The sequence below is a fragment of the Providencia sp. genome, assembly GCF_040396775.1.
Taxonomy (GTDB): Bacteria; Pseudomonadota; Gammaproteobacteria; order Enterobacterales; family Enterobacteriaceae; genus Providencia.
Map to the genome: position 1 here is coordinate 141,351 of NZ_JBEBNT010000007.1, position 24,435 is coordinate 165,785.

At 42.2% G+C, this 24,435-nt stretch carries 23 protein-coding genes; 6 read left to right on the forward strand and 17 right to left on the reverse strand.

What is annotated here, in order from left to right; genetic code table 11:
• Positions 1-3 precede the first annotated feature (3 nt).
• Together ABWP91_RS10285 and tctD are read right to left on the reverse strand one after the other, a co-directional pair.
• The gene (locus tag ABWP91_RS10285; protein ID WP_353243189.1) at positions 4-1,434 is read right to left on the reverse strand and encodes a sensor histidine kinase; all 1,431 of its coding nucleotides are present in this window, start codon (positions 1,432-1,434) and stop codon (positions 4-6) included.
• Positions 1,431-2,099, reverse strand: a complete 669-nt coding sequence (gene tctD, locus ABWP91_RS10290; RefSeq protein ID WP_353243232.1) for a transcriptional regulator TctD — start codon at positions 2,097-2,099, stop codon at positions 1,431-1,433. Before tctD ends, ABWP91_RS10285 begins: the two co-directional genes overlap by 4 nt.
• Before the next feature lie 312 nt (positions 2,100-2,411).
• Here tctD and ABWP91_RS10295 point away from each other — a divergent pair, with 312 nt between their 5' ends.
• From ABWP91_RS10295 to ABWP91_RS10305, 3 genes are read left to right on the forward strand one after another with little or no spacing between them, the layout of a single operon-like run.
• Positions 2,412-3,386 carry a Bug family tripartite tricarboxylate transporter substrate binding protein gene (locus ABWP91_RS10295; protein WP_219247153.1) on the forward strand — a complete coding sequence of 325 codons (975 nt, stop codon included), beginning with the start codon at positions 2,412-2,414 and terminating at the stop codon, positions 3,384-3,386.
• Between the two features lie 11 nt (positions 3,387-3,397).
• On the forward strand, positions 3,398-3,829 hold the full coding sequence (locus ABWP91_RS10300) for a tripartite tricarboxylate transporter TctB family protein (protein WP_353243190.1): 432 nt from the start codon (positions 3,398-3,400) through the stop codon (positions 3,827-3,829).
• A gap of 11 nt (positions 3,830-3,840) precedes the next feature.
• Positions 3,841-5,349 carry a tripartite tricarboxylate transporter permease gene (locus ABWP91_RS10305; protein ID WP_353243191.1) on the forward strand — a complete coding sequence of 503 codons (1,509 nt, stop codon included), beginning with the start codon at positions 3,841-3,843 and terminating at the stop codon, positions 5,347-5,349.
• A gap of 64 nt (positions 5,350-5,413) precedes the next feature.
• Here ABWP91_RS10305 and ABWP91_RS10310 read toward each other — a convergent pair whose 3' ends face one another.
• Positions 5,414-5,674: a hypothetical protein gene (locus ABWP91_RS10310; protein WP_353243192.1), complete on the reverse strand. Its 261-nt coding sequence runs from the start codon at positions 5,672-5,674 to the stop codon at positions 5,414-5,416.
• 185 nt (positions 5,675-5,859) lie between these two features.
• Between ABWP91_RS10310 and ABWP91_RS10315 the strand changes: the two genes are divergently transcribed.
• Positions 5,860-6,321: a hypothetical protein gene (locus tag ABWP91_RS10315; RefSeq protein ID WP_353243193.1), complete on the forward strand. Its 462-nt coding sequence runs from the start codon at positions 5,860-5,862 to the stop codon at positions 6,319-6,321.
• Between the two features lie 46 nt (positions 6,322-6,367).
• Here the strand turns inward: ABWP91_RS10315 and ABWP91_RS10320 are convergent, their stop codons facing one another.
• A complete protein-coding gene (locus ABWP91_RS10320; RefSeq protein WP_353243194.1) occupies positions 6,368-7,210 on the reverse strand; it encodes a hypothetical protein in 843 nt (280 codons plus the stop codon).
• A gap of 190 nt (positions 7,211-7,400) precedes the next feature.
• Entirely contained in the window at positions 7,401-8,615 is a 1,215-nt protein-coding gene (fabB, locus tag ABWP91_RS10325; protein WP_353243195.1) for a beta-ketoacyl-ACP synthase I, read from the reverse strand.
• 202 nt (positions 8,616-8,817) lie between these two features.
• On the opposite strand from fabB, the gene mnmC reads away from it, so the two are divergent.
• Complete coding sequence (gene mnmC / locus ABWP91_RS10330; RefSeq protein WP_353243196.1) at positions 8,818-10,857, forward strand: bifunctional tRNA (5-methylaminomethyl-2-thiouridine)(34)-methyltransferase MnmC2/FAD-dependent 5-carboxymethylaminomethyl-2-thiouridine(34) oxidoreductase MnmC1; 2,040 nt, start codon at positions 8,818-8,820, stop codon at positions 10,855-10,857.
• 35 nt (positions 10,858-10,892) lie between these two features.
• On the opposite strand, the gene ABWP91_RS10335 is transcribed toward mnmC, so the two are convergent.
• The 11 genes from ABWP91_RS10335 to hutI form a co-directional block, all read right to left on the reverse strand.
• The gene (locus ABWP91_RS10335) at positions 10,893-11,411 is read right to left on the reverse strand and encodes a GNAT family N-acetyltransferase (RefSeq protein WP_353243197.1); all 519 of its coding nucleotides are present in this window, start codon (positions 11,409-11,411) and stop codon (positions 10,893-10,895) included.
• A gap of 69 nt (positions 11,412-11,480) precedes the next feature.
• Complete coding sequence (locus tag ABWP91_RS10340; protein ID WP_353243198.1) at positions 11,481-11,753, reverse strand: YfcL family protein; 273 nt, start codon at positions 11,751-11,753, stop codon at positions 11,481-11,483.
• A gap of 27 nt (positions 11,754-11,780) precedes the next feature.
• Positions 11,781-12,329: an elongation factor P hydroxylase gene (locus ABWP91_RS10345; RefSeq protein WP_353243199.1), complete on the reverse strand. Its 549-nt coding sequence runs from the start codon at positions 12,327-12,329 to the stop codon at positions 11,781-11,783.
• 17 nt (positions 12,330-12,346) lie between these two features.
• Positions 12,347-13,150 carry a TSUP family transporter gene (locus ABWP91_RS10350; RefSeq protein ID WP_353243200.1) on the reverse strand — a complete coding sequence of 268 codons (804 nt, stop codon included), beginning with the start codon at positions 13,148-13,150 and terminating at the stop codon, positions 12,347-12,349.
• A gap of 173 nt (positions 13,151-13,323) precedes the next feature.
• Positions 13,324-14,412, reverse strand: coding sequence for a chorismate synthase (gene aroC / locus ABWP91_RS10355; RefSeq protein ID WP_353243201.1), 1,089 nt, complete (start codon positions 14,410-14,412; stop codon positions 13,324-13,326).
• Positions 14,413-14,525: 113 nt separating this feature from the next.
• A complete protein-coding gene (gene prmB, locus ABWP91_RS10360) occupies positions 14,526-15,458 on the reverse strand; it encodes a 50S ribosomal protein L3 N(5)-glutamine methyltransferase (RefSeq protein ID WP_353243202.1) in 933 nt (310 codons plus the stop codon).
• A 212-nt stretch (positions 15,459-15,670) separates the two neighbouring features.
• A complete protein-coding gene (locus ABWP91_RS10365; protein ID WP_353243203.1) occupies positions 15,671-17,062 on the reverse strand; it encodes an L-histidine transporter HutT in 1,392 nt (463 codons plus the stop codon).
• A gap of 90 nt (positions 17,063-17,152) precedes the next feature.
• Positions 17,153-18,685, reverse strand: a complete 1,533-nt coding sequence (gene hutH, locus ABWP91_RS10370) for a histidine ammonia-lyase (RefSeq protein WP_353243204.1) — start codon at positions 18,683-18,685, stop codon at positions 17,153-17,155.
• A 12-nt stretch (positions 18,686-18,697) separates the two neighbouring features.
• Positions 18,698-20,368, reverse strand: a complete 1,671-nt coding sequence (gene hutU, locus ABWP91_RS10375) for a urocanate hydratase (RefSeq protein ID WP_502935806.1) — start codon at positions 20,366-20,368, stop codon at positions 18,698-18,700.
• 336 nt (positions 20,369-20,704) lie between these two features.
• On the reverse strand, positions 20,705-21,436 hold the full coding sequence (hutC, locus tag ABWP91_RS10380; RefSeq protein ID WP_353243206.1) for a histidine utilization transcriptional repressor HutC: 732 nt from the start codon (positions 21,434-21,436) through the stop codon (positions 20,705-20,707).
• A gap of 302 nt (positions 21,437-21,738) precedes the next feature.
• On the reverse strand, positions 21,739-22,977 hold the full coding sequence (hutI, locus tag ABWP91_RS10385; RefSeq protein WP_353243207.1) for an imidazolonepropionase: 1,239 nt from the start codon (positions 22,975-22,977) through the stop codon (positions 21,739-21,741).
• Between the two features lie 219 nt (positions 22,978-23,196).
• Here hutI and smrB point away from each other — a divergent pair, with 219 nt between their 5' ends.
• Positions 23,197-23,742: an endonuclease SmrB gene (gene smrB, locus ABWP91_RS10390; protein WP_353243208.1), complete on the forward strand. Its 546-nt coding sequence runs from the start codon at positions 23,197-23,199 to the stop codon at positions 23,740-23,742.
• Positions 23,743-23,763: 21 nt separating this feature from the next.
• Here smrB and sixA read toward each other — a convergent pair whose 3' ends face one another.
• Complete coding sequence (gene sixA / locus ABWP91_RS10395) at positions 23,764-24,246, reverse strand: phosphohistidine phosphatase SixA (protein ID WP_353243209.1); 483 nt, start codon at positions 24,244-24,246, stop codon at positions 23,764-23,766.
• Positions 24,247-24,435: the final 189 nt, after the last annotated feature.

Sequence of the window (24,435 nt, forward strand, 5' to 3'; positions counted from 1 at the left end):
TTTTTAACGATTTGGCGCATGACTCGCTGTAAAAGCTATCCGCACAAGCAACCCCCCCAATGATTCACTTTTTAATAATTGCGGCTCTGAATCATGGTAACTAGCAATATCTTTTACCAGCGCTAAGCCAAGCCCTGCCCCCTCCTTCCCTAATGCATTATTCAAGCGCGTAAACGCCTCCATGGAGCGGCTAATTTTCGCATCAGGGATACCAGGGCCAGAGTCTTCAACCTCTAAAACAAGCTGCTGAGAGTTTTCATCATTTACCACTCGCACAGTCACCACGCCGCCTTCTGGGGTATATTTAATCGCGTTATCAATTAAATTGGCGCACATCTCAGCGAGCAAAATAGGTTCTCCTTTAATCCAAGCTGTATCAAGCCCTTCATAACCCAAATCAATTCGCTGGCTTTCCGCCTGACCGAGTCGAGTAAAACAGGCTTGATGCACAATCTCCACTAAGTTAATCGCCCTGTATTGGCTAACTGCCGATTTTTCATGGGCTTTTAAGCGGGATAATTGCAAAAGCCTGTCCGTCAGTACGATGGTGTTATCCAGCGTTTGATTGATCGCTTGTAAGCTTTGTTGGCGCTGGCTTTCATCTTCAGTATTAATGGCAACGGATACTTGGGTTTTTAACACGGTTAATGGTGTTTTTAATTGATGAGAAGCATCTGCACTAAAACGTTCTTGGCGCCTTACCATGCGTTTTAATCGCGATATATAACGGTTAAGCGCCTCAATTAACGGTGATAAATCCGACCACGGCAATAGGTTCGGCAATGGCGTCAAATCATTTGCTGAGCGCCCTAACATCAAGTTTGATAGCTTTTTCAACGGAGTCAAAAGCTTACTCAATAAAATATAGGCAAGCAACAAGGTTAAAAACACCACAGTTCCTTGGCTCATTAATGCGGATATTAATAATTGATTGGCTAAATCTTGCCGTGAATAGACGGTTTCTGCCACACGGATTTCCACCATTCCCGCAATCCCACCTTCATTAATGGGTTGATAAAATGTGGCGATGCGTATCGGTAAGCCTTTGTATTCCGCGTCATAAAAGTAAACCAGCGCCGTATAGTGCTGGGAACGCATCCAATAAGGGGGGATGGGAGGCAGGTCATCATAACCCGAAATGGTTTCCCCCTCAGGGGAAATAACTTGGTAAAAAATTCTATCGTTATTATTCAATTCAAAACTATCAAGCACCACGTAGGGTACATTAACCGATAAGTGACCATCGGTAACTTGCAACCTTTCTGCAACCGTACGTGCAGAAGCTAGAAGTGTGCGGTCATAGGCCAAATTAGACGCATATTTCGCACTGTAATAGTGGGTATACACGGAAACGCTGCCCAATAAAATGAGCGGGATACCGAAAAAAAGCAGCAACTGATGAAAGAGAGAGCGTGGATGAGAGACTAATTTCATACACTACACTGCTCTAATCGGTATCCCAATCCGCGTAACGTATTGATATTAATGTCTGAGCCCGCTAATTTTTTTCTCACGCGGTGCACATATAATTCAATACTTTGTAAATTGGCTTCATCTGACAACGAAAAAACCTGCTCAAATAATTGTGTTTTTGAAACAGGTCGTCCTCGCCGATGAAATAAGGTATTTAATACCGCATATTCCCTAGGCGTAAGCCCTAATGGCTCTTGGCATAATAAAAAATAACCTTCTTCGTGATAACACAGCGAACCAAAACGCTGAGGTTCATTCACCTGCCCTTGGCTACGCCTTAACAGTGCACGAATTCGCGCTTCTAACTCCGCAATATCAAATGGTTTGGTGAGGTAATCATCCGCCCCTGCGTTCAACCCTTGCACGCGGTCTGCCACGTCGGAGTTCGCTGTTAACAATAAAACTGGCATTTCTTGGTGACGTTTTCGCATTTGCGCCAATACTTCAAGCCCGTTCATTCGCGGAAGTGATACATCCAGAACGACTAGGGTGTAATTTTCTGTCTGTAGCAGCTGGTCCGCGATCGCACCATCAGGTGCAACATCCACGGCAAACCCTGACGACGTTAACGCTTTTTGTAACCACAACGATAATTCATCATGATCTTCAACCAATAAAATTCGCATACGCACACTCATTATTATTACTTATTGGTATACGTTGGCATCACCCATCATGAATGAAAAGCAGTTGTCATCATTTTTACTGTGTTCATCACAACTATCACGTTACAAGTACGTTAATAGCGTTAAATTAACATTAAATTAACATAACAAAGAAGCGAAAATATAAAACAATCTGATATATATCACATAAAAATAATATTATTTGTTAATGAAAGGTAAATGAAAGCTTCCTCAGCCAATGATGAGCTCGCAAACACAATAAGAAATCCACAATTTGTTCCTCTAATTATTGGCTTAGTAAGGAAATAAAGAATGAAAAAGTTCACCTTAAACACCTTAGCAACAGCAATATTTTTAGTTGGTATAAACTCCGCAGTTGCGCTTCCTGAGCGGACTGAATGTATCGCCCCTGCCAAACCGGGGGGTGGATTTGATTTAACTTGTAAGTTAGTCCAAGTTTCCATGTTGGAAACCAAAGAAATTGAAAAGCCGATGCGAGTGACCTACATGCCGGGTGGAATTGGTGCAGTTGCCTACAATGCCATCGTGGCACAGCGCCCTGCTGAACCCGGCACCATTGTCGCCTTTTCGGGTGGCTCGCTACTTAATTTAGCCCAAGGTAAATTTGGCCGTTATAACGAAAACGATGTGCGTTGGCTCGCCAGTGTGGGGAGCGATTACGGCATGATAGCGGTACGGGCTGACTCCCCGTATAAATCCCTCAAAGATTTAATGGATACCTTTAAAAAAGACCCTAATAGCATTGTCTTCGGCGCGGGGGGGTCTATTGGTAGCCAAGACTGGATGAAGACTGCATTACTTGCCAAAGCCATTGATATCGACCCACGCAAAATGCGCTATGTTGCCTTTGAAGGCGGCGGGGAAACCTTAACCGCATTATTGGGCAACCATATTCAAGTGTTATCGGGGGATATCAGCGAAATGACCCCGTATATCAATGAAGGCAAAATTCGCATTCTTGCCGTGTACGCAGACAAACGCCTAGGTGATGGTTTAGCGGATATTCCAACTGCCAAAGAACAAGGCTATGACATTGTTTGGCCGATTATTCGCGGGTTCTATATGGGGCCCAAAGTCTCTGATGCGGATTATAACCAATGGGTTGAAGCCTTCCAAAAACTGCAACAAACCGACGAATTCAAAAAACAACGCGAACTGCGTGGGTTATTTGAATACAACTTAACGGGGCAAGAGCTCGATAGCTATGTGAAAAAAGAAATCGAGCAATATCGTGAGCAAGCCCGTGCATTTGGTTTAGCCAAATAACGGAGCCGACGATGAGCCAACGCATATTTGCCCTAGTCTGGCTGATATTGTGTGTCATCGGAATTTATATTGGCTGGGGGATCCAAAGCGAGTTCTCTTATGAACCACTAGGCCCCCGCCCTTTTCCGGTTGCCATACTCTCCTTAATGGCGATGTGTGCGCTTGCCCTGCTGTTTGGTAAGCAAGAAGCCGTTGAGTGGCCAAAACCTTATGTACTGCGCCGCCTTGCATTATTGATTTTATCCTTAGTGATTTATGCATGGGCATTTGAGTGGTTGGGCTTTCCCATCGCCACCAGTTTATTGACCATCAGCGTCGCGCTGTTATTTGGCGCAACCCCCATCGCTGCGGTGATTTCGGGGCCTGTCCTTGGCATTTTCCTCTTCTATGCCTTTGATAAGCTGTTGGACGTGACTCTGCCCATTGGCAGCCTGCTGAGTTAAGGAGCGACAATATGGAAACTTGGATGTATCTATCGCAAGGTTTTGAGGTCGCCCTTGTTCCTCAAAATATCTTGATTGCCTTAATCGGCTGCTTTATTGGCACTGTCGTGGGCATGTTACCGGGGTTAGGCCCCATTAACGGTGTAGCGATTTTGCTGCCACTTGCCTTTGCCTTAAAACTGCCTGCTGAATCCGCACTGATTTTACTCGCCACCGTGTATTTGGGCTGTGAATATGGCGGGCGTATTTCCTCTATTTTACTGAATGTGCCCGGTGATGCCGCCGCGATAATGACCACGTTAGATGGCTACCCGATGGCAAAACAAGGCCGAGGTGGCGTAGCGCTGTCAATTTCAGCGGTAAGTTCCTTTATTGGTTCAACCATCGCTATCGTCGGTATTATTCTGTTCGCACCATTACTTGCCCAGTGGTCACTCGCCTTTGGGCCTGCTGAATACTTTGCACTGATGGTATTTGCCATCGCCTGCCTTGGTAGCATGATGAGCCAAAACCCAATTAAATCGCTACTTGCGGCGTTAATTGGGTTGTCTCTTGCCACTGTCGGGGTAGATGCCAACTCAGGGGAATACCGTTTTACATTCGATAGCGTGCACTTATCAGATGGCGTGCAATTTATCGTGGTCGTGATTGGTTTGTTTTCCGTCAGCGAAATTCTGCTGATGCTAGAAAGTACGACGACAGGGCAAGGTTTAATCCGTAAAACAGGCCGCATGTTGTTTAACCGCAAAGAAGCCAAAGCCTGTGCGGGGCCTACTTTACGTTCATCATTTATTGGCTTCTTCGTCGGGGTATTACCAGGGGCAGGCGCGACAATTGCCAGCGCCATCACCTACATGACGGAGAAAAAAATCAGTGGTGAAAAAGGTGACTTTGGTAACGGTGATGTGCGCGGTGTTGCTGCACCAGAAGCGGCTAATAACGCCTCTGCATGTGGGTCATTTATTCCGATGCTAACTCTTGGCGTGCCGGGTTCGGGGACAACGGCAGTCATGATGGGGGCATTAACCCTATATAACATCACGCCGGGGCCAGGAATGTTCACCGAGCAACCGGACATCGTGTGGGGGCTGATTGCTGCTTTGCTGATTGCCAACGTGGTGTTGCTTATCATGAATATCCCGTTAATTGGCTTATTCACCCGTATGTTGACTGTGCCGCTGTGGTTTTTAGTCCCTGCTATCGCCTGTATTTCAGCCGTAGGCGTCTATGCGGTTCACAGCACGACATTTGACTTGTTATTGATGATGGGGCTGGGGGTATTTGGCTTTATTTTACGGAAAATGAACTTCCCCCTTTCCCCGTTAATTTTAGGTTTTGTATTAGGCGAAATGTTGGAGCAAAACCTGCGCCGCTCGCTGTCTATTAGTAATGGTGATTTCAATATCCTATGGAGCAGCACCATTTCACAAAGCTTATTAGTTCTAGCGGTATTGGTACTGGTGCTACCACCGATTATTAAACGCATTCGCAAACGTAAACTGCAACACACACTCTCTTAGCTCGCCCTGCGAGTACCTTCTCTGTAAAACTTTGCCCCAGGTTGCTTTCGGGGCATTTTTTTGTTTATCTATCAATAGGAAGCTGTGTGTAATTCAGCAATACAACTTTTTTATTGTGTGCGATTTCGCCGTAATAGACATACTTTGATTCTGGCATTGGCATAGGAAATGGTGTTTTAGGGTGTTTAACAAGTGGCGGAAACAGCGTGTTATTATTAGATACACATTTAATTTTGACTGCGAATAGGCTTTTAATACTGTTAATTAAAGCGCCACCTAAAATTTTTAAGTCATTTTTCCAAATTTTGCATCTTGTGAAGTTCATCTTAGTGCCTCTGGTTAACATTATTTACGCTAATATCATCGCACTAACGTGATAGCAATAATTTCATAAAATGATGTTTTATTATTCGAATTGACGACTGTAAATGTTTAATCAGATAAAGACGATTGGCACTATCACATCAATCAATTAGCGTATAAAGCTCACTCATCAAAATAATAAACGCTATGCTTGATAGATTGTTTTTTGTTCTTTTTAATGTTCAACCTAAACCGTTAGCCCATACCTGCACAGTTGATATTCACGGTGATAACTACGTGATCCACAGCCAACACCCTGTCATTATCACGGAAAAAGATAGCGGTTATATTCAAATAAAATCCGTTGGTAAAATGTATATTTTCTGCGGAAAAATGCTGCATGTTAGTGTAAGAAAAAACACCAGTTTGGTGACCATTGGCTGGGCAAAGGGAAAAAGCCAAATTTTTGAAGTGCGTAAAAATGTAAAGGACACAACGAAAAAAGCAAACTCCAGCCACGCCAACTCAAGCTATACTCCTCCCTATTATGATAATTCATCCAATGATGATAACCACCGTACTAGTAGCAATTTCTGCTCGACAGAGAGCTCAAGTTCAGACTGTTCTTCATCAGATTCTGGCGGGGGTGATGGCGGCGGGGGTGATTAATGAAAAAATGGCAGCAAATCATACTGCCATTTCGAATAAAAAGTGGTTAACAATATTTTACATTACTTCTCAAATTATTTTGAATTGCACTATTTATCCCTTTTTTAACTAACTTATTATAAGTATTAAATTGATTAATTAAATCAATTTTTATTTCTTCATCACTTATTGAATTAATAATTTTGAGTATTTGACTTTCCTTTTCAAACTCATCCCATTGATTCCCAAACTTAAGATAATTTTTTATCGCGTTATCCACATCAAATTTAATTTTTAATGTTGAATTATCAAATGTACTATTCTTAAAATAAAAATTTGCTTTCTCATCAAATGGCATCTCAATTTCACAATTTTTAAACTGTGTATTTTCAAACTTACCATGGAGTAAATTAGTATTAGTTGCTAAAGATAATTGAACTCCATCTAATACTGAGTCTGAAAAGTCAGCATTAATGCTAGTGATGTTAAATAGTTTATTCTTGGTTTTATCAAAAATTGTACTCTCAAGCACTTCTTGCGTTAGTTCTTTTTTCGTACAGTCATAATGGGCTGCATTCCAATTTTTGGCACTTTCATAATTAACATTAAACGTTTTTAATATATTGGTACGGTCTGTATCTTTTGTAATATCTCTATCCGAATAAACCGCATGCAATTGTTTTAAAAATCGTGCTTTTCTATCTAGTTTCAATTTCACATCGGGGCTTGTTGAATAGGAGTCATCATATATTCTATAAAAATGAATTTTATTATTAACAAATTTGATTGTATCAATTAATCCTTTTTCACTTGGCTTTTTATTATACTGATTTACTGCTCGCGACGAACTTTCATTTAGAACCTGCATTACCCGATAATTTACATTTGAAAAATAAGAGCTAATTCCCATTTATATTTTACATCCCTATTTTATAAAAAAACAGAATGACATAAATTTATTTTTTTATATTTAAATTTCCGATTATTTACTTAATCAATGAAAATCATACTTATGATATAAAAAATATTATTTTAGACACAAATAAAAACGAGAACTACTGTTCTCGTTTTTATTATTAGGTTGAGTAAACTATTTGCTATTACGCTTTATATTTGCTCATCACTAATGTGGCGTTAGTACCACCAAAGCCGAAGCTGTTTGACATCACTGTATTCAACGCTTGTTCCGTTGGTTTAGTCACGATATTCAAACCAGCTGCTTTCTCATCTAAGTTTTCAACGTTGATACTTGGCGCAATAAAGCCGTGTTCTAACATTAATAAGCTGTAGATAGCTTCGTGTACACCCGCAGCACCCAGTGAATGGCCACTCATTGCTTTCGTTGCAGAGATAGCTGGAGAGTTATCACCAAATACTTCTTGGATGGCCTCTAACTCTTTCGTATCACCGACAGGTGTTGATGTACCGTGCGTATTGATATAATCAATTTTATCAATACCTTGCATTGCCATTTGCATACAACGCACAGCGCCTTCACCAGATGGAGCAACCATGTCAGCACCGTCAGATGTTGCACCGTAACCCACGATTTCAGCGTAGATGTGCGCACCACGTGCTAATGCATGTTCTAACTCTTCAACGACAACAATGCCGCCGCCGCCTGCGATAACGAAACCATCACGGTCTTTATCGTACGTTCTTGATGCTTTATCTGGCGTTTCATTGTACTTAGTTGACAGTGCGCCCATGGCATCGAACTCACAGGTCATTTCCCAGCTCAGCTCTTCACCACCACCGGCGAAAATCACATCTTGTTTACCCAGTTGAATTAATTCAACCGCATGGCCGATACAGTGCGCAGATGTGGAGCAAGCAGAACTGATTGAGTAATTAACACCCTTAATTTTAAACGGTGTTGCTAAACAAGCAGAAATACCGGATGCCATTGCGCGAGTTACCATATATGGACCTACACCGCGTAGACCTTTAGCACGCATACCGTCTGAACCTGCGACTTGGTTACGTGGAGAACCACCGCCTGAACCAACAACAATACCCGTACGTAAATTCGAAACTTGTTCTTCAGCTAAACCTGAATCCGCAATCGCCTGTTCCATAGACAAGTAAGCATACGCGGAACAATCACTCATAAAACGGTACATTTTACGGTCGATCAGGTCTTTGGGATCTAAATTTTTGACATTACCCCAGACATGGCTACGAAGCCCTGCCTCTTTGAATTCTTCTGAGAAAGTGATCCCGGAACGACCTTCCTTCAGAGAAGCCAGTACTTCTTCCTGGTTATTACCAAGGCTGGAAACAATACCTAGACCAGTGATGACTGCACGCTTCATTCGTTACCTCATGTCTATAATTATATGATTGCGGGATTACAGGGTGTCACTTTAGCTTACACTTGTACGCTGAACAAGTCCGATCAGGGTAAATTTTTGTATTTTTTTCTCTACGGCAGTAATAACACTTTTTTATGACAGTAGCCTTACACGACTATCAGCGGTAAAATTTAGCGATTATTTGGTGATCATAGGCTTTATCGTGAAAAAGAGCGCAGTACAAACCGCACGCCTTAGCTGGAATGATGAAGGCACTCCCATGTCTGAGCAATTTGCAGATATCTATTTCTCTAACCAAAATGGGTTAGAAGAGTCCCGCCATGTCTTTTTGCACGGAAATCATTTCCCTGAGCGTTTTAAGACACATTCTGGTGAAACCTGTGTGGTTGCTGAAACCGGGTTTGGTACAGGTTTGAATTTCCTCGTTTTATGGCAGTCATTTGTGCAGTTTAAAGCTCAGAATCTACAATCCCCCCTTAAGCGGTTACATTTCATCAGTTTTGAACAATTCCCCCTAACTAAAGCGGACTTAATTGCTGCGCATCACTGCTGGCCTGAACTTTCAGCGCTATCAACCGAATTATGTGAGAACTGGCCACCTGCATTAGCGGGTAACCAAAGAATTATTTTGGAAAATGGTGGTGTCACATTAGATTTATGGTTTGGGGATGTTAATGAGCAAATATCGCTTATTAAAGACAATTTAAACAATAAGATAGATGCTTGGTTTTTGGATGGTTTCGCACCTTCTAAAAACCCACAAATGTGGAGTGAACACCTGTTCGCTACAATGGCAAAACTGGCACGAAAAGGTGCAACTTTTTCCACATTTACCGTGGCTGGTTTTGTCAAACGTAGATTGCAACAAGCAGGGTTTACACTGCAAAAAGCCAAAGGCTTTGGGCAAAAACGAGAAATGTTAACAGGCACATTAACTGAGAACACTCACCAGAATTCAATGCCGTGGAATAAAAGGCAACCTGCTGATAACCCGCATGATATTGCCATTATTGGTGGTGGGCTTGCCAGTTTAACTGCCGCCTACTTTCTTATGAAACGCGGTGCCAACGTCACACTGTATTGTAAAGATGACAATGTTGCCCAAAATGCATCGGGTAACCGCCAAGGCGCTATTTACCCTTTATTAACAGGCGCGAATGACCCTCTCGAACGTTTTTTTGTCAGTGCTTTCCCATTTGCTAAACGCTTTTACCACCAGCTTGCCACCTTGGAAATTCCCTTTGATGGTCAATGGTGTGGCGTTACCCAGTTAGCCTATAACGAAAAAATCGCCCGTAAAATTGCAGGAATGCTAGATACGGATTGGCCTGACGATTTTGCTGTGGGTAAAAATCACCAGCAACTGAATGATATTTGTGGCGTCGATGTCAATTACGATGGTATTCATTATCCATCTGGTGGCTGGCTGTGCCCTGCTGAGCTGTGCGAGGGCTTATCTCATTATCTGCAACACCAAGGTGTTCAGTTCTATTTCAATCATGATGTCACGGCATTAGTGCAAAACGAACGCGACTGGCAATTGAAGATAATAACACCAGAACAAAACGAGCTAACACGTGTACACTCAACGGTGATTATTGCAAATGGCCATAAACTGCGCCAATATTCTCAAACTATTAATTTACCTATTAACGCGGTACGGGGGCAAGTTAGCCATATTCCGACCAACCCAACGCTGCAAAAGCTTAAAAATGTGCTGTGTTTTGAGGGCTATTTAACCCCTGCGGACAATACAGGCAAGCAACATTGTTTAGGCGCCAGCTATCAACGTGACTACCTCGATTTAGACTACAATGAAGCTGAACAGCAAGCTAACCACCAAAAGCTGATTGATAATTTACCCGATGTTTCATGGCCTCATGAAATTGACATTTCACAGCAACAATCGCGCCAAGGCATTCGTTGTGTCATACGTGACCATTTTCCACTTTTGGGAAATGTGCCAAATTATGAGCAGCATTTAGCCGCTTATCATAATTTGCAGGCAAAAATTGCAAAAAACCAGTCTATTGAGGAAGCGCCCGTTTACCCAAACTTGTTTATCTTTGGTGCACTGGGCTCTAGGGGGCTATCCACAGCCCCACTGTGTGCGGAAATTCTTGCTTCGCAGATTTTTGGACAGCCTCTACCATTAGATGATGAAACGTTGGGGGAATTGAACCCAAATCGTTTTTGGGTAAAAAAATTGCGAGTAGGCCGCCCCGTCAAAATACCTTACTAACAACCAACTGGCAGGCCTATAAATTTAAGCCTGCTTTAAGTTAATTGAATTGCCATCGCGCAGCGGTCTGTTGCTTTGAACCCTGAGTCGATTTCAGCTTGTAAAATATCACGCAGTGCGTCAGTTAGTTGGCTTTCATCAATTATTTCAAAGCCTAAGCGTTGGTAATAAGGTGCATTCCAAGGTACATCGCAACAAGTGGTCAACGTTACAGTCGCTATATTACGCGCCAACGCCGCATCCAAAACCTGCTTGATCAGTTGTTTACCCAGCCCCTGCCCTTGCCATTGTTGGCAAACCGAAACCTCACAAATAAACAGGCTATCATGATGGTATTCAGCATTAATAAAACCAATGGGTCTACCACTATCATTCACCGCCACCCATTCTAATTGCTTGGCAATAAAATCAAGGTGATCTTGCTCTGTTTGCCCATCACCTTCAGCAAGCCATTTATATTTTTCGATACTCGTGAATGCCTGCCCAGCGGAGGCTTCAACCGCAGGGAGGTCTTTGGCATCTGCCGATGTAGCTAAACGAATATGCACCATCATGTTTACTCATCACAAAACTTGGCCAACAAAAAAGCGGGTTTCCCCGCTTTCAATTGATAATACAGAAAATTAAATTGCGTTATTTAATAAACTTTTCCACATACCTAAAACCAAAATTTGGTCAGGGGGGGTTAACTCACCCGCTTTAATGGCAGTTTGAATGCTTTCTTCAACGCGTTGATACAACGCTTCTGAGCTGGTTTCGTTTTCTTCTTCCAGTTCAGCCACAGCAAGGGTTAAGTGACCACGCAGATAACCGCCTGCGAATAATTCATCGTCGCTAGCGTGTTCAACCATATCATCAATTTTTGTCAGTATGCGTGTTTCTAAATCCGCAAGCATGCTTAATCCTTACTTTAAATGTGTCAATCAGGCAAAAATGTCTTCCGGATAAGGAAAGTCTTCTGCACAAAGTGGAGGCGTATTGTAAAACGATTGTAACGCATTAATAAAGCATAATGGGCGCTCAGGAATACCATTTTGCAAATAAGTCATCACTTGTGCATGAACTTTGCGCATAAATGCGATGCGATCGGGTTCAAAATCCCCTTCCAAATTATCGCAACTGACATTAAAAGGAATACCTACCGCAACACAAAATAGCCAATCAAGGGCTTGAGGTTTTATTTCAACGACTTCAAACTCACATTGCGTTTTTTCATCACGCCCATCAGGGCAATACCAGTAACCATAATCCACTTGCTGGCGTCTGGCTTCACCCGCAATACACCAGTGAGAAATTTCATGTAACCCACTGGTAAAAAAGCCATGGGCAAACACAATACGGTGATAAGGAACGGCCTCATCGGCGGGTAAATAAATGGGTTCATCATCCCCTTTTACCAGCTTGGTGTTATAGGTTTCACCAAAACATCCATCAAAAATATCAATCAAATCCTGATAATTATGTTTACTCATGAATAATTTAAATCATCTTAAAATAATGAGAGGAACCAAGCTTTAATCACATCACCATGGCTATCGTGGAGTAATTTAATACTCATCAATAACGAAATCACCACAATCATCGGCCTGATCAGTTTTTGTCCTTTAGTTAACACCAAACGAGCGCCTAATCGTGCGCCAATCATTTGGCCCGCCAGCATAACAAAACCGAGCATCCAAAGAACATGACCTCCGATAATAAAAAACACTAAAGAGCCGAAATTGGAGGCAAAGTTGAGTAATTTTGCATGAGCAGTGGCTTTTGCCAGATTATAACCGAGCAGTAACACATAACCTAATGCCAAAAATGAACCTGTACCCGGCCCAAATGCGCCATCATAGAAGCCCAGAGTCATACCAATAGCAATGCCAAAAAATGGCATGCTCACACGTTGCTGTCTATCTTGCACACCGATTGATGGTGTTAATAAAAAATAGAGGCCAACACAGATAACCAATACGGGAAGCAACTGCTTAAGAAAGGCGGTATCAATCATTTGAATAACAATCGCCCCGAGCATCGCACCAAACATTGTCATAATGAAGGGGAAAATTTGCTCTCGCAAGTCAATCGCTTTACGCCTAACAAAATATAAGGTGGAAGAAAATGAGCCCCCAACGGCTTGGAGTTTATTGGTCGCTAACGCTTCAACAGGTGTGATACCAACAGACAACAGCGCAGGTATCGTTAATAACCCGCCACCGCCTGCGATGGAATCGATAAAACCGGCAAAAAGTGCAACAAAGAAAAGCAAGGCATAAACTTCAGGTGCAACGGCGGTTAGCCAATCCATTTTTCAATCCAAAAATGAGAAATATCATGATGTTAATGCGCAATCTATCGCAAATTTGCATTGCGATATCACAGCCCAGATGAGGTATGTTTAAGGAGGCATCATCCAAACCTTCATATTGGAAGAGCGACTAACTGATCCGCTCCCCTTATAACAGTAGCTATTTTTTATTTTTATTCAAACGGTTGCATTGCCGGAGTCACATCAGCACACTGGCCTCGATGACGCAAGTAATGATCCATTAATACAATCGCCAGCATCGCTTCGGCAATTGGCACCGCGCGGATCCCCACACAAGGGTCATGGCGGCCTTTGGTGATCATATCCACTTCTTCACCATCTCGATTTAATGTTTTACCTGAAACTGTAATGCTTGAGGTCGGTTTTAAAGCAATATGGGCAATAATAGGTTGGCTGCTGCTAATCCCGCCTAAAATTCCCCCAGCATGGTTTGACGTAAAACCTGCGCGGGTAATTTCATCGCGGTTTTCACTGCCTTTCAGGCCAATAACGCCAAAGCCATCGCCAATTTCTACCCCTTTAACCGCATTAATACTCATTAGTGCATGGGCAATATCCGCATCTAATCGGTCAAATACAGGTTCGCCCAATCCAGCAGGAACATGCTCAGCAACAACGGTAATTTTCGCACCAATCGAATCGCCTTCTTTTTTCAACCCACGCAGCAATTCATCAAGGGCATCTAATTTGCTGGGATCAGGACAAAAGAATGGGTTTTCTTCAACGATTGACCAATCTTTAATTTCACACTCAACAGGGCCCATTTGGGTTAAGCAACCGCGAATTTGAATGCCTAATTTTTCTTGCAGGTATTTTTTTGCAATCGCACCAGCGGCAACACGCATTGCAGTTTCACGTGCTGATGAACGCCCACCACCACGGTAATCCCGTTGGCCATATTTCTGCTCATAGGTGTAATCCGCATGCCCCGGTCTGAAGACATCTTTGATTGCACCATAGTCTTGTGAACGTTGGTCGGTATTTTCAATCAATAAACCAATACTTGTCCCTGTGGTGATACCATTAAACACACCTGAAAGAATTTTGACCTGATCAGGTTCACGGCGCGCTGTTGTATAGCGCGATGTGCCAGGACGACGACGGTCTAAATCGATTTGTAAATCAGCTTCTGTCAGTGCTAACCCCGGAGGTACGCCATCGACGATGCAACCTAATGCCACGCCGTGTGACTCACCAAATGTTGTCACACGAAACAGTTGCCCAATTGAATTTCCAGCCATCGGAGTTTCCTATTTTAAGCCGTTCTTGAATACCAAGAATGTGGTTATGAATGATGATGTTGTTATGTTGTTCTTATTGATTACCCTATACTAATCCATCGTGCAACTATTGATTAGTCAATATATAAAGCAAAATGCGCATGGTGCTCAACCAGCTGTTCACGCGTTAACATAAATACGCCATCACCACCGTATTCGAAATCTAACCAAATAAATGGGATCTCAGGGTATTGTTCAATGAGATGCACCATACTGTTACCGACTTCACACACCAAAATCCCCTCTTCAGTAAGGAAACGTGGCGCATTTGCCAGAATTCGGCGAACAAGTTTTAAACCATCACTGCCCGCAGCAAGTGCAAGTTCAGGTTCAACACGGAATTCCTCTGGTAAGTCATCCATGTCCTCGGCATCTACATATGGCGGGTTGGTGACAATGAGGTCATATTTTACCTCTGGCATATCACGGAATAAATCTGAACGGATTGGTATCACACGGTGATCTAAACCATGATTAGCAATATTTTCCTCGGCAACAGCAAGAACATCACTAGAAATATCAACCGCATCCACTTCTGCATCAGGAAATTCATAAGCACACGCAATAGCAATACAGCCGCTGCCGGTGCATAAATCTAAAATAGTCTGTGGTTCATCTGCTAATAACCCAACAAAGTGGTTATTAATTAGCTCACCAATTGGTGAACGCGGGATCAGCACGCGCTCATCCACATAAAACTCATGGCCGCAGAACCATGAACGGTTGGTCAAGTAGGCCACGGGAATACGGTCATTAATGCGGCGCAAAACACGCTCAATAATACGGTGACGTTCAGTGGGTGTTAAGCGCGATGAGAGAAGTTCATCCGGCAGATCTAGAGGTAAATAAAGCGTTGGCAACACTAATTGCAGCGCCTCATCCCACGGGTTATCGGTTCCGTGGCCATAATATACATTGGCGGCATTAAAACGACTCATCGTCCAACGTAAAATATCCTGAATGGTATGAAGTTCTGCAACAGCTTCATCAACGAAGATCTTTTCCAAGAAGGGTTTCTCCAGCGTGATTTTTGAAAGGGAAAATTCGAATAGCTAAAGTTTGCCACGAAGTGAAAGACAAATCAGCAGATTAATGCAATAAAATAATTAACAAAATGGCTAAATCGTACCATTGAATAGCGATTTGATACAAAAATGCCCTTTAAGACGCTAAAGGGCATGAATGAAAAGACCAAAACAATCAGAGAAAAATGGCGAGATTAACTTTCACTCTGGACGAGCGCTTTAGTTTCTTTTGCAGGCTTTTTAACCCATAACGCATAAGCGATAGTTAATAGTACTAACCAACCGATACCAACATACAAGGCAATTCGAGTACTTTCGAAATAGCCAAGCACGCCAAAGATAAATACCATAAAAGCGATCGCGAGAATGGGTGCCACAGGCCACATCGGCACAGGGAATTTCAATTGACTTATTTCTTCTGGCGACATTTTTTTGCGCATCGCAAATTGTGACAGCAGAATCATCAACCACACCCAAATGGTGGCGAATGTCGCAATGGATGCGATCACAACAAACACATCATCAGGAATAACATAGTTCAAGACGACACCCACTAACAGAACGCCCACCATTACAAGCACTGTCATCCATGGCACACCATTTTTTGTCAGTTTAGTAAAGGCTTTCGGGGCTTGCCCTTCATGCGCCATCCCGTACATCATGCGCCCTGCACCAAAAATATCGCTATTGATCGCTGATATCGCCGCGGTGATCACCACCACATTCAAAATATTTGCAGCGGACTGTATCCCTAAGCTATCGAAAATCTGGACGAATGGGCTACCTTGTTGGCCAATTTGGTTCCATGGGTAAATACACATCAACACAAATAACGTCAGGACATAAAAGAGTAAGATACGAATTGGTACGGCGTTAATGGCCCTTGGGATTGTCGTTTCGGGGTTTTTCGCTTCACTTGCTGTAATACCAATAACCTCAATCCCACCGAACGCAAACATCACCACGGCAAATGATGCAATCACCCCACCTATTCCATTTGGCATAAACCCATCATGAATAAATAAGTTAGATACACCCACTGCGTGATCTGCTGCCTGACCAAAACCAAACAACATAATTGCTGCACCGCCCACTATCATAGCGATAATGGCCACTACTTTGATGATGGAGAGCCAAAACTCCATTTCACCAAAGGTTTTTACGTGGCATAAGTTAATCGCCCCGATAAAAAATATAATGCTGAGCACCCAAATCCATTGTTCAACTTCTGGGAACCACAGTTTCATATACACGCCAAACGCCGTGACATCAGCGAGACAAACAATTAGCATTTCAAATACATAAGTCCATCCAGCAAAAAAGCCAGCTCTAGCGCCTAAATAGTGGCTTGCATACTGGGAAAAAGACCCCGCCAGTGGGCGGTGAACGGCCATTTCACCGAGTGCACGCATCACCATAAATACGGCTGCGCCACCAATGATATAAGCCAGCAGGACCGCCGGGCCTGCAGTTTCTATCGCTTTTGCTGAACCGTAAAATAGCCCTGTACCAATCGCAGAACCGAGAGCCATAAATCGGATGTGGCGCGCAGAAAGCCCTCGCGCAAGTTGTGATGTGCTTTGCATGATTTATCCTTCGTATTATTTTATTAGTCGTGCAGATAAATACTTCAGGCGGCCGATACATTGCCGGCCACCTTTTATTTGCTTGATGTGCTATTTAGGGAAGACGGTCCCTATCGTAAACAATGTTGAAAGTTTATGTTGATTAATGAGATTAATTGCCGCTTCAATATCAGGAGCAAAATAGCGGTCTTTATCATAGTAAGCGACTTGGTCACGCAGTGTTTTACGTGCTGTTTCAAGTGCCTCACTGGATTTTAACCCTTCACGGAAATCCATGCCCTGACAAGCAGATAACCACTCTATTGCCAAGATACCCGTAACGTTTTTTGCCATTTCCCATAAACGACGACCCGCCGCAGGTGCCATTGATACGTGATCTTCCTGATTTGCAGAGGTTGGTAAGCTATCAACACTAGATGGGTGCGCTAACGCTTTGTTTTCGCTTGCTAATGCAGCAGCAGTTACTTGTGCAATCATAAAGCCTGAATTCACTCCACCATTATTGACTAGGAATGGTGGTAATTGAGACATATGCGTGTCCATTAATAATGCAATCCGGCGTTCTGACAATGCACCAATTTCAGCCAGCGCAAGAGCAATATTATCTGACGCCATCGCGACAGGCTCTGCGTGGAAGTTCCCGCCTGAAATAATGTCACCATTATCAGTAAAGACCAGCGGGTTATCTGACACCGCATTCGACTCAATTAAAATGACTTCTGCCGCTTGGCGAATTTGTGTTAAACATGCCCCCATCACTTGCGGTTGGCAGCGCAGCGAATATGGGTCTTGCACTTTTATGCAGTTTTCGTGGGATTTAGCTAACTCACTCGTTGGCGATAAAATTTCACGGAACATGGCAGCCACATCGATTTGACCTTTTTGCCCGCGAACTTCTTGTACGCGTGGGTCAAATGGCTTACGTGAACCTAAAGTAGCTTCAACACTTAATGCACCGCAAACAATGCCTGAAAGCAGTAATTTTTCTGCTTCAAATAACCCTTTAAGCGCAAACGCCGTTGAAGTCTGTGTGCCATTTAATAACGCTAAACCTTCTTTAGCCTCTAATTTCAATGGCGACAGGCCTGCTTTTTCCAGTGCTTTCTTCGCAGAAATCCATTTACCTTCAAAACGTGCTTTACCTTCCCCTAATAAAATCAAACTCATATGGGCTAAAGGCGCTAAATCCCCCGATGCACCAACAGAGCCTTTGGCTGGAATGAACGGATAAACTTGTGCATTCACTAATGCGATTAGCGCATTAATAACTTCAAGGCGGATCCCCGAAAACCCTCTTGCTAAGCTGTTGATCTTTAGAACCATAATCAAGCGAACCAGCTCATCATCAAGTGGGTCACCAACACCTGCCGCATGGGACATCACTATAGAACGTTGTAATGACTGTAAATCTTTCGTGGCTATGCGGGTGTTTGCAAGTAGGCCAAAACCGGTATTGATACCATATGCAGTTTTATCTTCCGCGATAATTTTATTAACGGTTGCAACGCTTTTTTCAATCGCAGCCTGTGCGCGTTTATCGAGGGAAACGGTCACTGTTTGTTGGAAAACAATACGTAACTCATCGAGTGTCATTTTTCCTGGATGGATAGTTAATTTAGTCATTAATGGCACTCCTTAGCGAGTTTTAATCATAGGTAAATTAAGGTTTTTTTCTTTAGCACAATCAATTGCAATCTCATACCCTGCATCCGCATGGCGCATAACCCCTGTTGCAGGGTCATTGTGAAGTACACGCGCAATTCGCTCAGCCGCTTCATCTGTTCCGTCACACACAATGACGACACCAGAATGTTGTGAAAAGCCCATACCAACGCCACCACCATGGTGTAGTGAAACCCACGTAGCACCACTTGCTGTATTCAATAATGCATTGAGTAATGGCCAATCTGATACGGCATCAGAGCCATCTTTCATCGATTCTGTTTCACGGTTTGGACTGGCGACAGAACCTGAGTCTAAATGGTCACGCCCAATCACAATGGGTGCTGAAACTTCACCACTTCTAACCATCTCATTAAATGCTAAGCCGAGTTTTGCTCTATCGCCTAGCCCTACCCAGCAAATACGTGCAGGTAACCCTTGGAAGCTAATACGCTCACGTGCCATGTCCAACCAGCGATGTAAGTGCTTGTCATCTGCTAATAATTCTTTAACTTTCTCATCGGTTTTATAAATATCCTCAGGGTCACCAGATAAAGCCACCCAACGGAATGGACCAATTCCACGGCAAAATAACGGACGGATATATGCAGGAACAAAGCCTGGGAAATCAAATGCATTTTCGACGCCCATTTCCAATGCCATTTGGCGAATATTATTGCCATAATCAAACGTTGGAATACCTTGTTTTTTAAACGCTAACATCGCTTTGACGTGTTCAGCCATGGATTTTTTCGCAGCAAGTGCAGTGCCTTGAGGGTCTGTTACGCTTTGCTCCCGATATTCATCCCATGTCATTCCAATCGGTAAATAGCCATTTAGTGGGTCATGAGCACTGGTTTGATCAGTCACCATATCGGGTTTTACTCCGCGTTTAACCAGTTCAGGCAGAACTTCTGCAGCATTTGCACACAGTGCAATAGAAATGGCTTTACCTTGTGAGGTGTATTTTTCGATACGTGCGAGTGCATCATCAAGATCAGTTGCTTGTTCGTCAATGTAGTGAGTTCTTAAACGAAAATCGATACGGCTTTGTTGGCATTCAATATTAAGTGAACAAGCCCCTGCTAATGTAGCAGCTAATGGCTGAGCTCCCCCCATTCCACCTAAGCCTGCAGTTAACACCCAGCGCCCTGTTAAATCACCATTAAAATGCTGACGAGCAGCTTCGACAAACGTTTCATATGTCCCTTGCACAATTCCTTGGCTGCCGATGTAAATCCAACTCCCCGCCGTCATTTGCCCGTACATTGCTAAACCTTTCGCATCGAGCTCATTGAAATGCTCCCAGTTGGCCCAGTGCGGAACTAAGTTTGAGTTAGCAATTAATACGCGTGGAGCATTCGAATGCGTTTTAAATACACCAACAGGTTTGCCTGATTGCACAAGCAGCGTTTCGTCATTTTCAAGTTGTTTTAGTGATTCAATGATTTGGTCATAGCATTGCCAATTACGTGCTGCGCGGCCAATTCCGCCATATACCACTAACTCATGGGGGTTTTCAGCAACATCAGGATCAAGGTTATTCATTAACATTCGCATTGGCGCTTCCGTCAGCCAACTTTTTGCCGTTAATGTATTTCCGTGCGGCGCTCTAATTTCGATATTTCTGTATTTATTATTCATTGCTGTCACTTGTATACCCTCTTTCATCGAATCATTGGATACCATTCATGTTTATATAGATATAGTTGTATATACATGTACGATCAATCCATTTTTTAACATAAAAATTAAAAAAATTTGATATAAAAATGATTTTTTATTTGATAAAACATACTGATAAGGATTTTGTTTTTTTTATAATCGCTATTTTTTTCTTCTAAATTTGCCTATGCGATCACATTTATTTCACAACAAATTCACACTTAGTGAGTAGAGGATTAAAAATGATGAATTGTGTTTAGTGGAGGGTAAAACGGAAATTTGCCTTAAACAAAATTCCGTTTATAAATAAATGGGTTAAGAGGAAAAACTGCCTTTAAGCTTATACCGATTCCCAGGAAACAATAATTTCGTGCTTGTCACAATATAAGCTTGTGACCATGTACGTCGAGTAATCAATAAGCACGAAGCACCAACATTTATTTGTAGCAACCTTGCTGAGCGCTCATCGGCCTCAATAGCTTCAACTATGTGTTCACCTTGAGTCAATGGTGCCACTTGTGATAAATAGTCGTGAGGTGTGATCGACAAGAAATTTTGCTTAAGGTAATCAGGAGCAGCTAACGCGTTCACATAACGGTCTTCAATTTGGACTGGTACATCATTTTCCATATGGATAATGACCGAATGAAAAACAGGGGTTTCAGTGGGAATATTAAGCTCACTTGCTAGCGCAGCAGATGCTTGAATTTCTTCGAGTTTAATAATTCGACAGCTATATTTGTGATTCCTTGCAATAATTTCAGCTTCAATACTGTGAATTTCAAATAATGCTGATTGCCCTTTCGGCTCAGCAACAAACGTCCCGACGCCTTGTAAACGAACAAGCAACCCTTCCGCTGTTAATTCTCTTAAAGCACGATTAGCCGTCATTCGGCTACATTGAAATTGAGAAACAAGTTCAGACTCAGAGGGAATACGATCATTCGTACGCCACTCCGCGGTATGTATTTTTTCAATAATTGATTGCTTAACTTGCAAATAGAGTGGAACTGGCGTTCCTAGTTTATTTTTTTGTTCGGCTGTCACTGTTCATTCCAAATTAGTCATTAAAATCTTGAATGTGCGCATGCTATTTTAATCATCATTACGCAACACGGCCTTAGTGCTATCGGATATCGTCATCCTGACAGTCGCGAATAAAATTCATCATTTTTAAAACACGTTCGTTGTGTGATTAAACAATAATGCTTAATAAAAAATAAAAAACAAAATACTGCCTGTATATAGTGACCACTTACACTATATACGGCAATAAGAACTTTATTAATTAATTATGGCGATTATCACGCCAATTTAAATGTCTTTTTTTATGCTAACGGTTATCAATATTATTGGTTATGGTGTGTAATACGCCCTTGATAGACTCGCATGTACATCGGATTACTCCCCTGCTCGTAAATCATTTCTACAGGCTCTTTAGCATCCCAAACAATAAAATCTGCGGCAAAACCAGCTTTTAACTGACCATGAGTGTATTCTTTACCTAAGGCTTTTGCTGCATGGAGGGTCACTCCAGCCCAGATTTCCTCTGGTGTTAATTTAAATAATACCGCCGCCATATTCATGATCAGGCGTAAGGATGCAAATGGGCTAGTTCCTGGATTAAAATCTGTCGATATCGCCATTGGTACTTGGTGTTCACGTAATAAGTCAATCGGTGGCAGCTTAGTTTCTCGCAAGAAATAAAATGCACCAGGTAACAATACAGCGACTGTTCCACTTTCTTTGAGAGCCTTAATTCCAGCTAAATCTAGGTACTCGATATGGTCAACCGATAGACCATGATAACGTGCAACTAACTCACTACCGCCGAGATTAGATAATTGCTCAACATGCCCTTTCACCGGTATGCCTAATTGCTGGGCAGCAGCAAATAATTTTTCACTTTGTTTAAGAGAAAAGCCAACACTTTCACAAAACACATCAACAGCATCAAATAGCCCCTTATTCCATAATTCGGGCATGATTTTTTGGCAAATAAGGTCAATATATTCGTCTGGCTTACCTTTAAATTCTGGCGGAACCGTATGAGCAGATAACAGCGTTGAAGAGATGGAAATAGGATATTCTGCAAGCAATTTTTTTGCGACTCGCAATTGTTTTTCTTCGTTTTGATAATCAAGGCCATAACCTGATTTCATTTCAATGCTTGTCACACCTTCGCGGATCAGTGCATCTAACCTTGGCTGTGCTTTTTCAAATAATTCTGTTTCACTCATTTGCCTTGTGGCACGAACAGTTGAATTAATTCCACCACCCTGCGCACTAATCGTTTCGTATGAAACACCATTCATACGCTGTTCCCATTCAGAGGCACGGTCACCACCAAAGACTAAGTGGGTATGGCAATCAATCAAACCAGGAGTAATTAGTTTTCCTTTTAAATCAATAATCTGACATTGATTTTGTTCAATTTTCTCTGACGGTAAAATCGCAATAATTTGATTATCGCGAACGACAAGGTCATGATTTTCAATGAGCCCATAAGGCTCAATCCGATCTGAATCCATTGTCGCAATACGACCATGACGCCAGATCACATCTTGTGGTAGCGTTTTAAATAACATCAGTTTTCCTATTGTCGTGGCAGGTTGATTTATTAGTTTGAAAAATAATGGTATAGATATGTATATACAATTAGACTAGTTATCCCCCATTTGTCAATCTCTGTGACTCAAAAGGTGACAATTTTGTTATGTCACGCTAAAAAATGCTTTTGTCTCCATCCCTCTTTAAAATAGGTTACACTAGAGACCAGCAAAAATGACTGTGCATATATTACTAAAATGACAAAAAATAAATTTGGACTAAAAGATGATGAAATTCATCTATTTAAAGAAGCAATTCGTGGTGCAAAAAAAATTAATCAGGATCAAGTCCTGCATGCTCCCGTGCGAGTGAAAGTCACGCAACCTTCTGATAAAAAAATAAAACAAGAACAAGTTGATGCATCTTTCTACTTTTCGGATGAATTTCAGCCACAGCTCGACAATGAAGGTCCAACTCGCTATTTAAAACCTGATTCTAACCCTTATGAGCTAAAAAAATTACGCCGAGGGGACTATACACCTGAGCTGTTCCTTGATTTACATGGTTTGACTCAAATGGAAGCTAAGCAAGAAATTGGCGCGCTGATAGCCGCTTGTAAACGTGAAAATGTCTATTGTGCATGCATCATGCATGGGCATGGTAAACACATATTGAAGCAACAAACACCACTATGGCTCGCACAACACCCTGATATTATTGCATTCCATCAAGCGCCTAAAGAATGGGGTGGCAATGCAGCTTTACTACTTTTGATTGAAACTGAAGAGAGCACTCGCCGTTAAGTGCTCTGTTTACTGAATAATTTATTTAGCAAATAATAACTGAGATGGACTTAGCATCCATTCAACATTACTTTTTAGATGAGCCAAATCTAATTCAATGCATGCAATCGTTGATGTTGTAAACATCGGCGGTTCTTTCTGCGGGCAAAGTTCTGACACCAAGTAGCCCACTAGAGGCAAATGGGATACCACCAAGATTGCCTTTGCACCTGTCACGGCTAAATCACGTATATGATCAGCAACGAATGCCGCATTTCCACCTGGCGTTAATTGCGCTAAAACTTCATTTTGCAATGGAAGTCTAAGGTGTTCACCTACCGTTTTTTCAGTTTGTAAGGCTCTTAGATAAGGGCTCACTAATACCGTGTCAATCTCAATACTGTGGTTTTTCAACCACTCAGCCATTAATATTGACTCATCTATTCCCTTTTGTGTTAATGGCCTTTCGGCATCGCTTGGTGCATGTAACGCCGCATCACCGTGACGCATAATATAAACTTGCATAATCCACCATCTGAGTAGCCTACTTACGTAAAGTGGCTATTCTTTTTGTTAAGATAATTGTTGTAAAAGTAACCATCAGTTGGGGTGAAAAATGATTCTGCATTAAATGGTCGACAATTAAAATGATTTAAATGACTTTTTATTGATATTTTAACGTGCTTTTATCAAAACATAACTCCAGTTAATTAA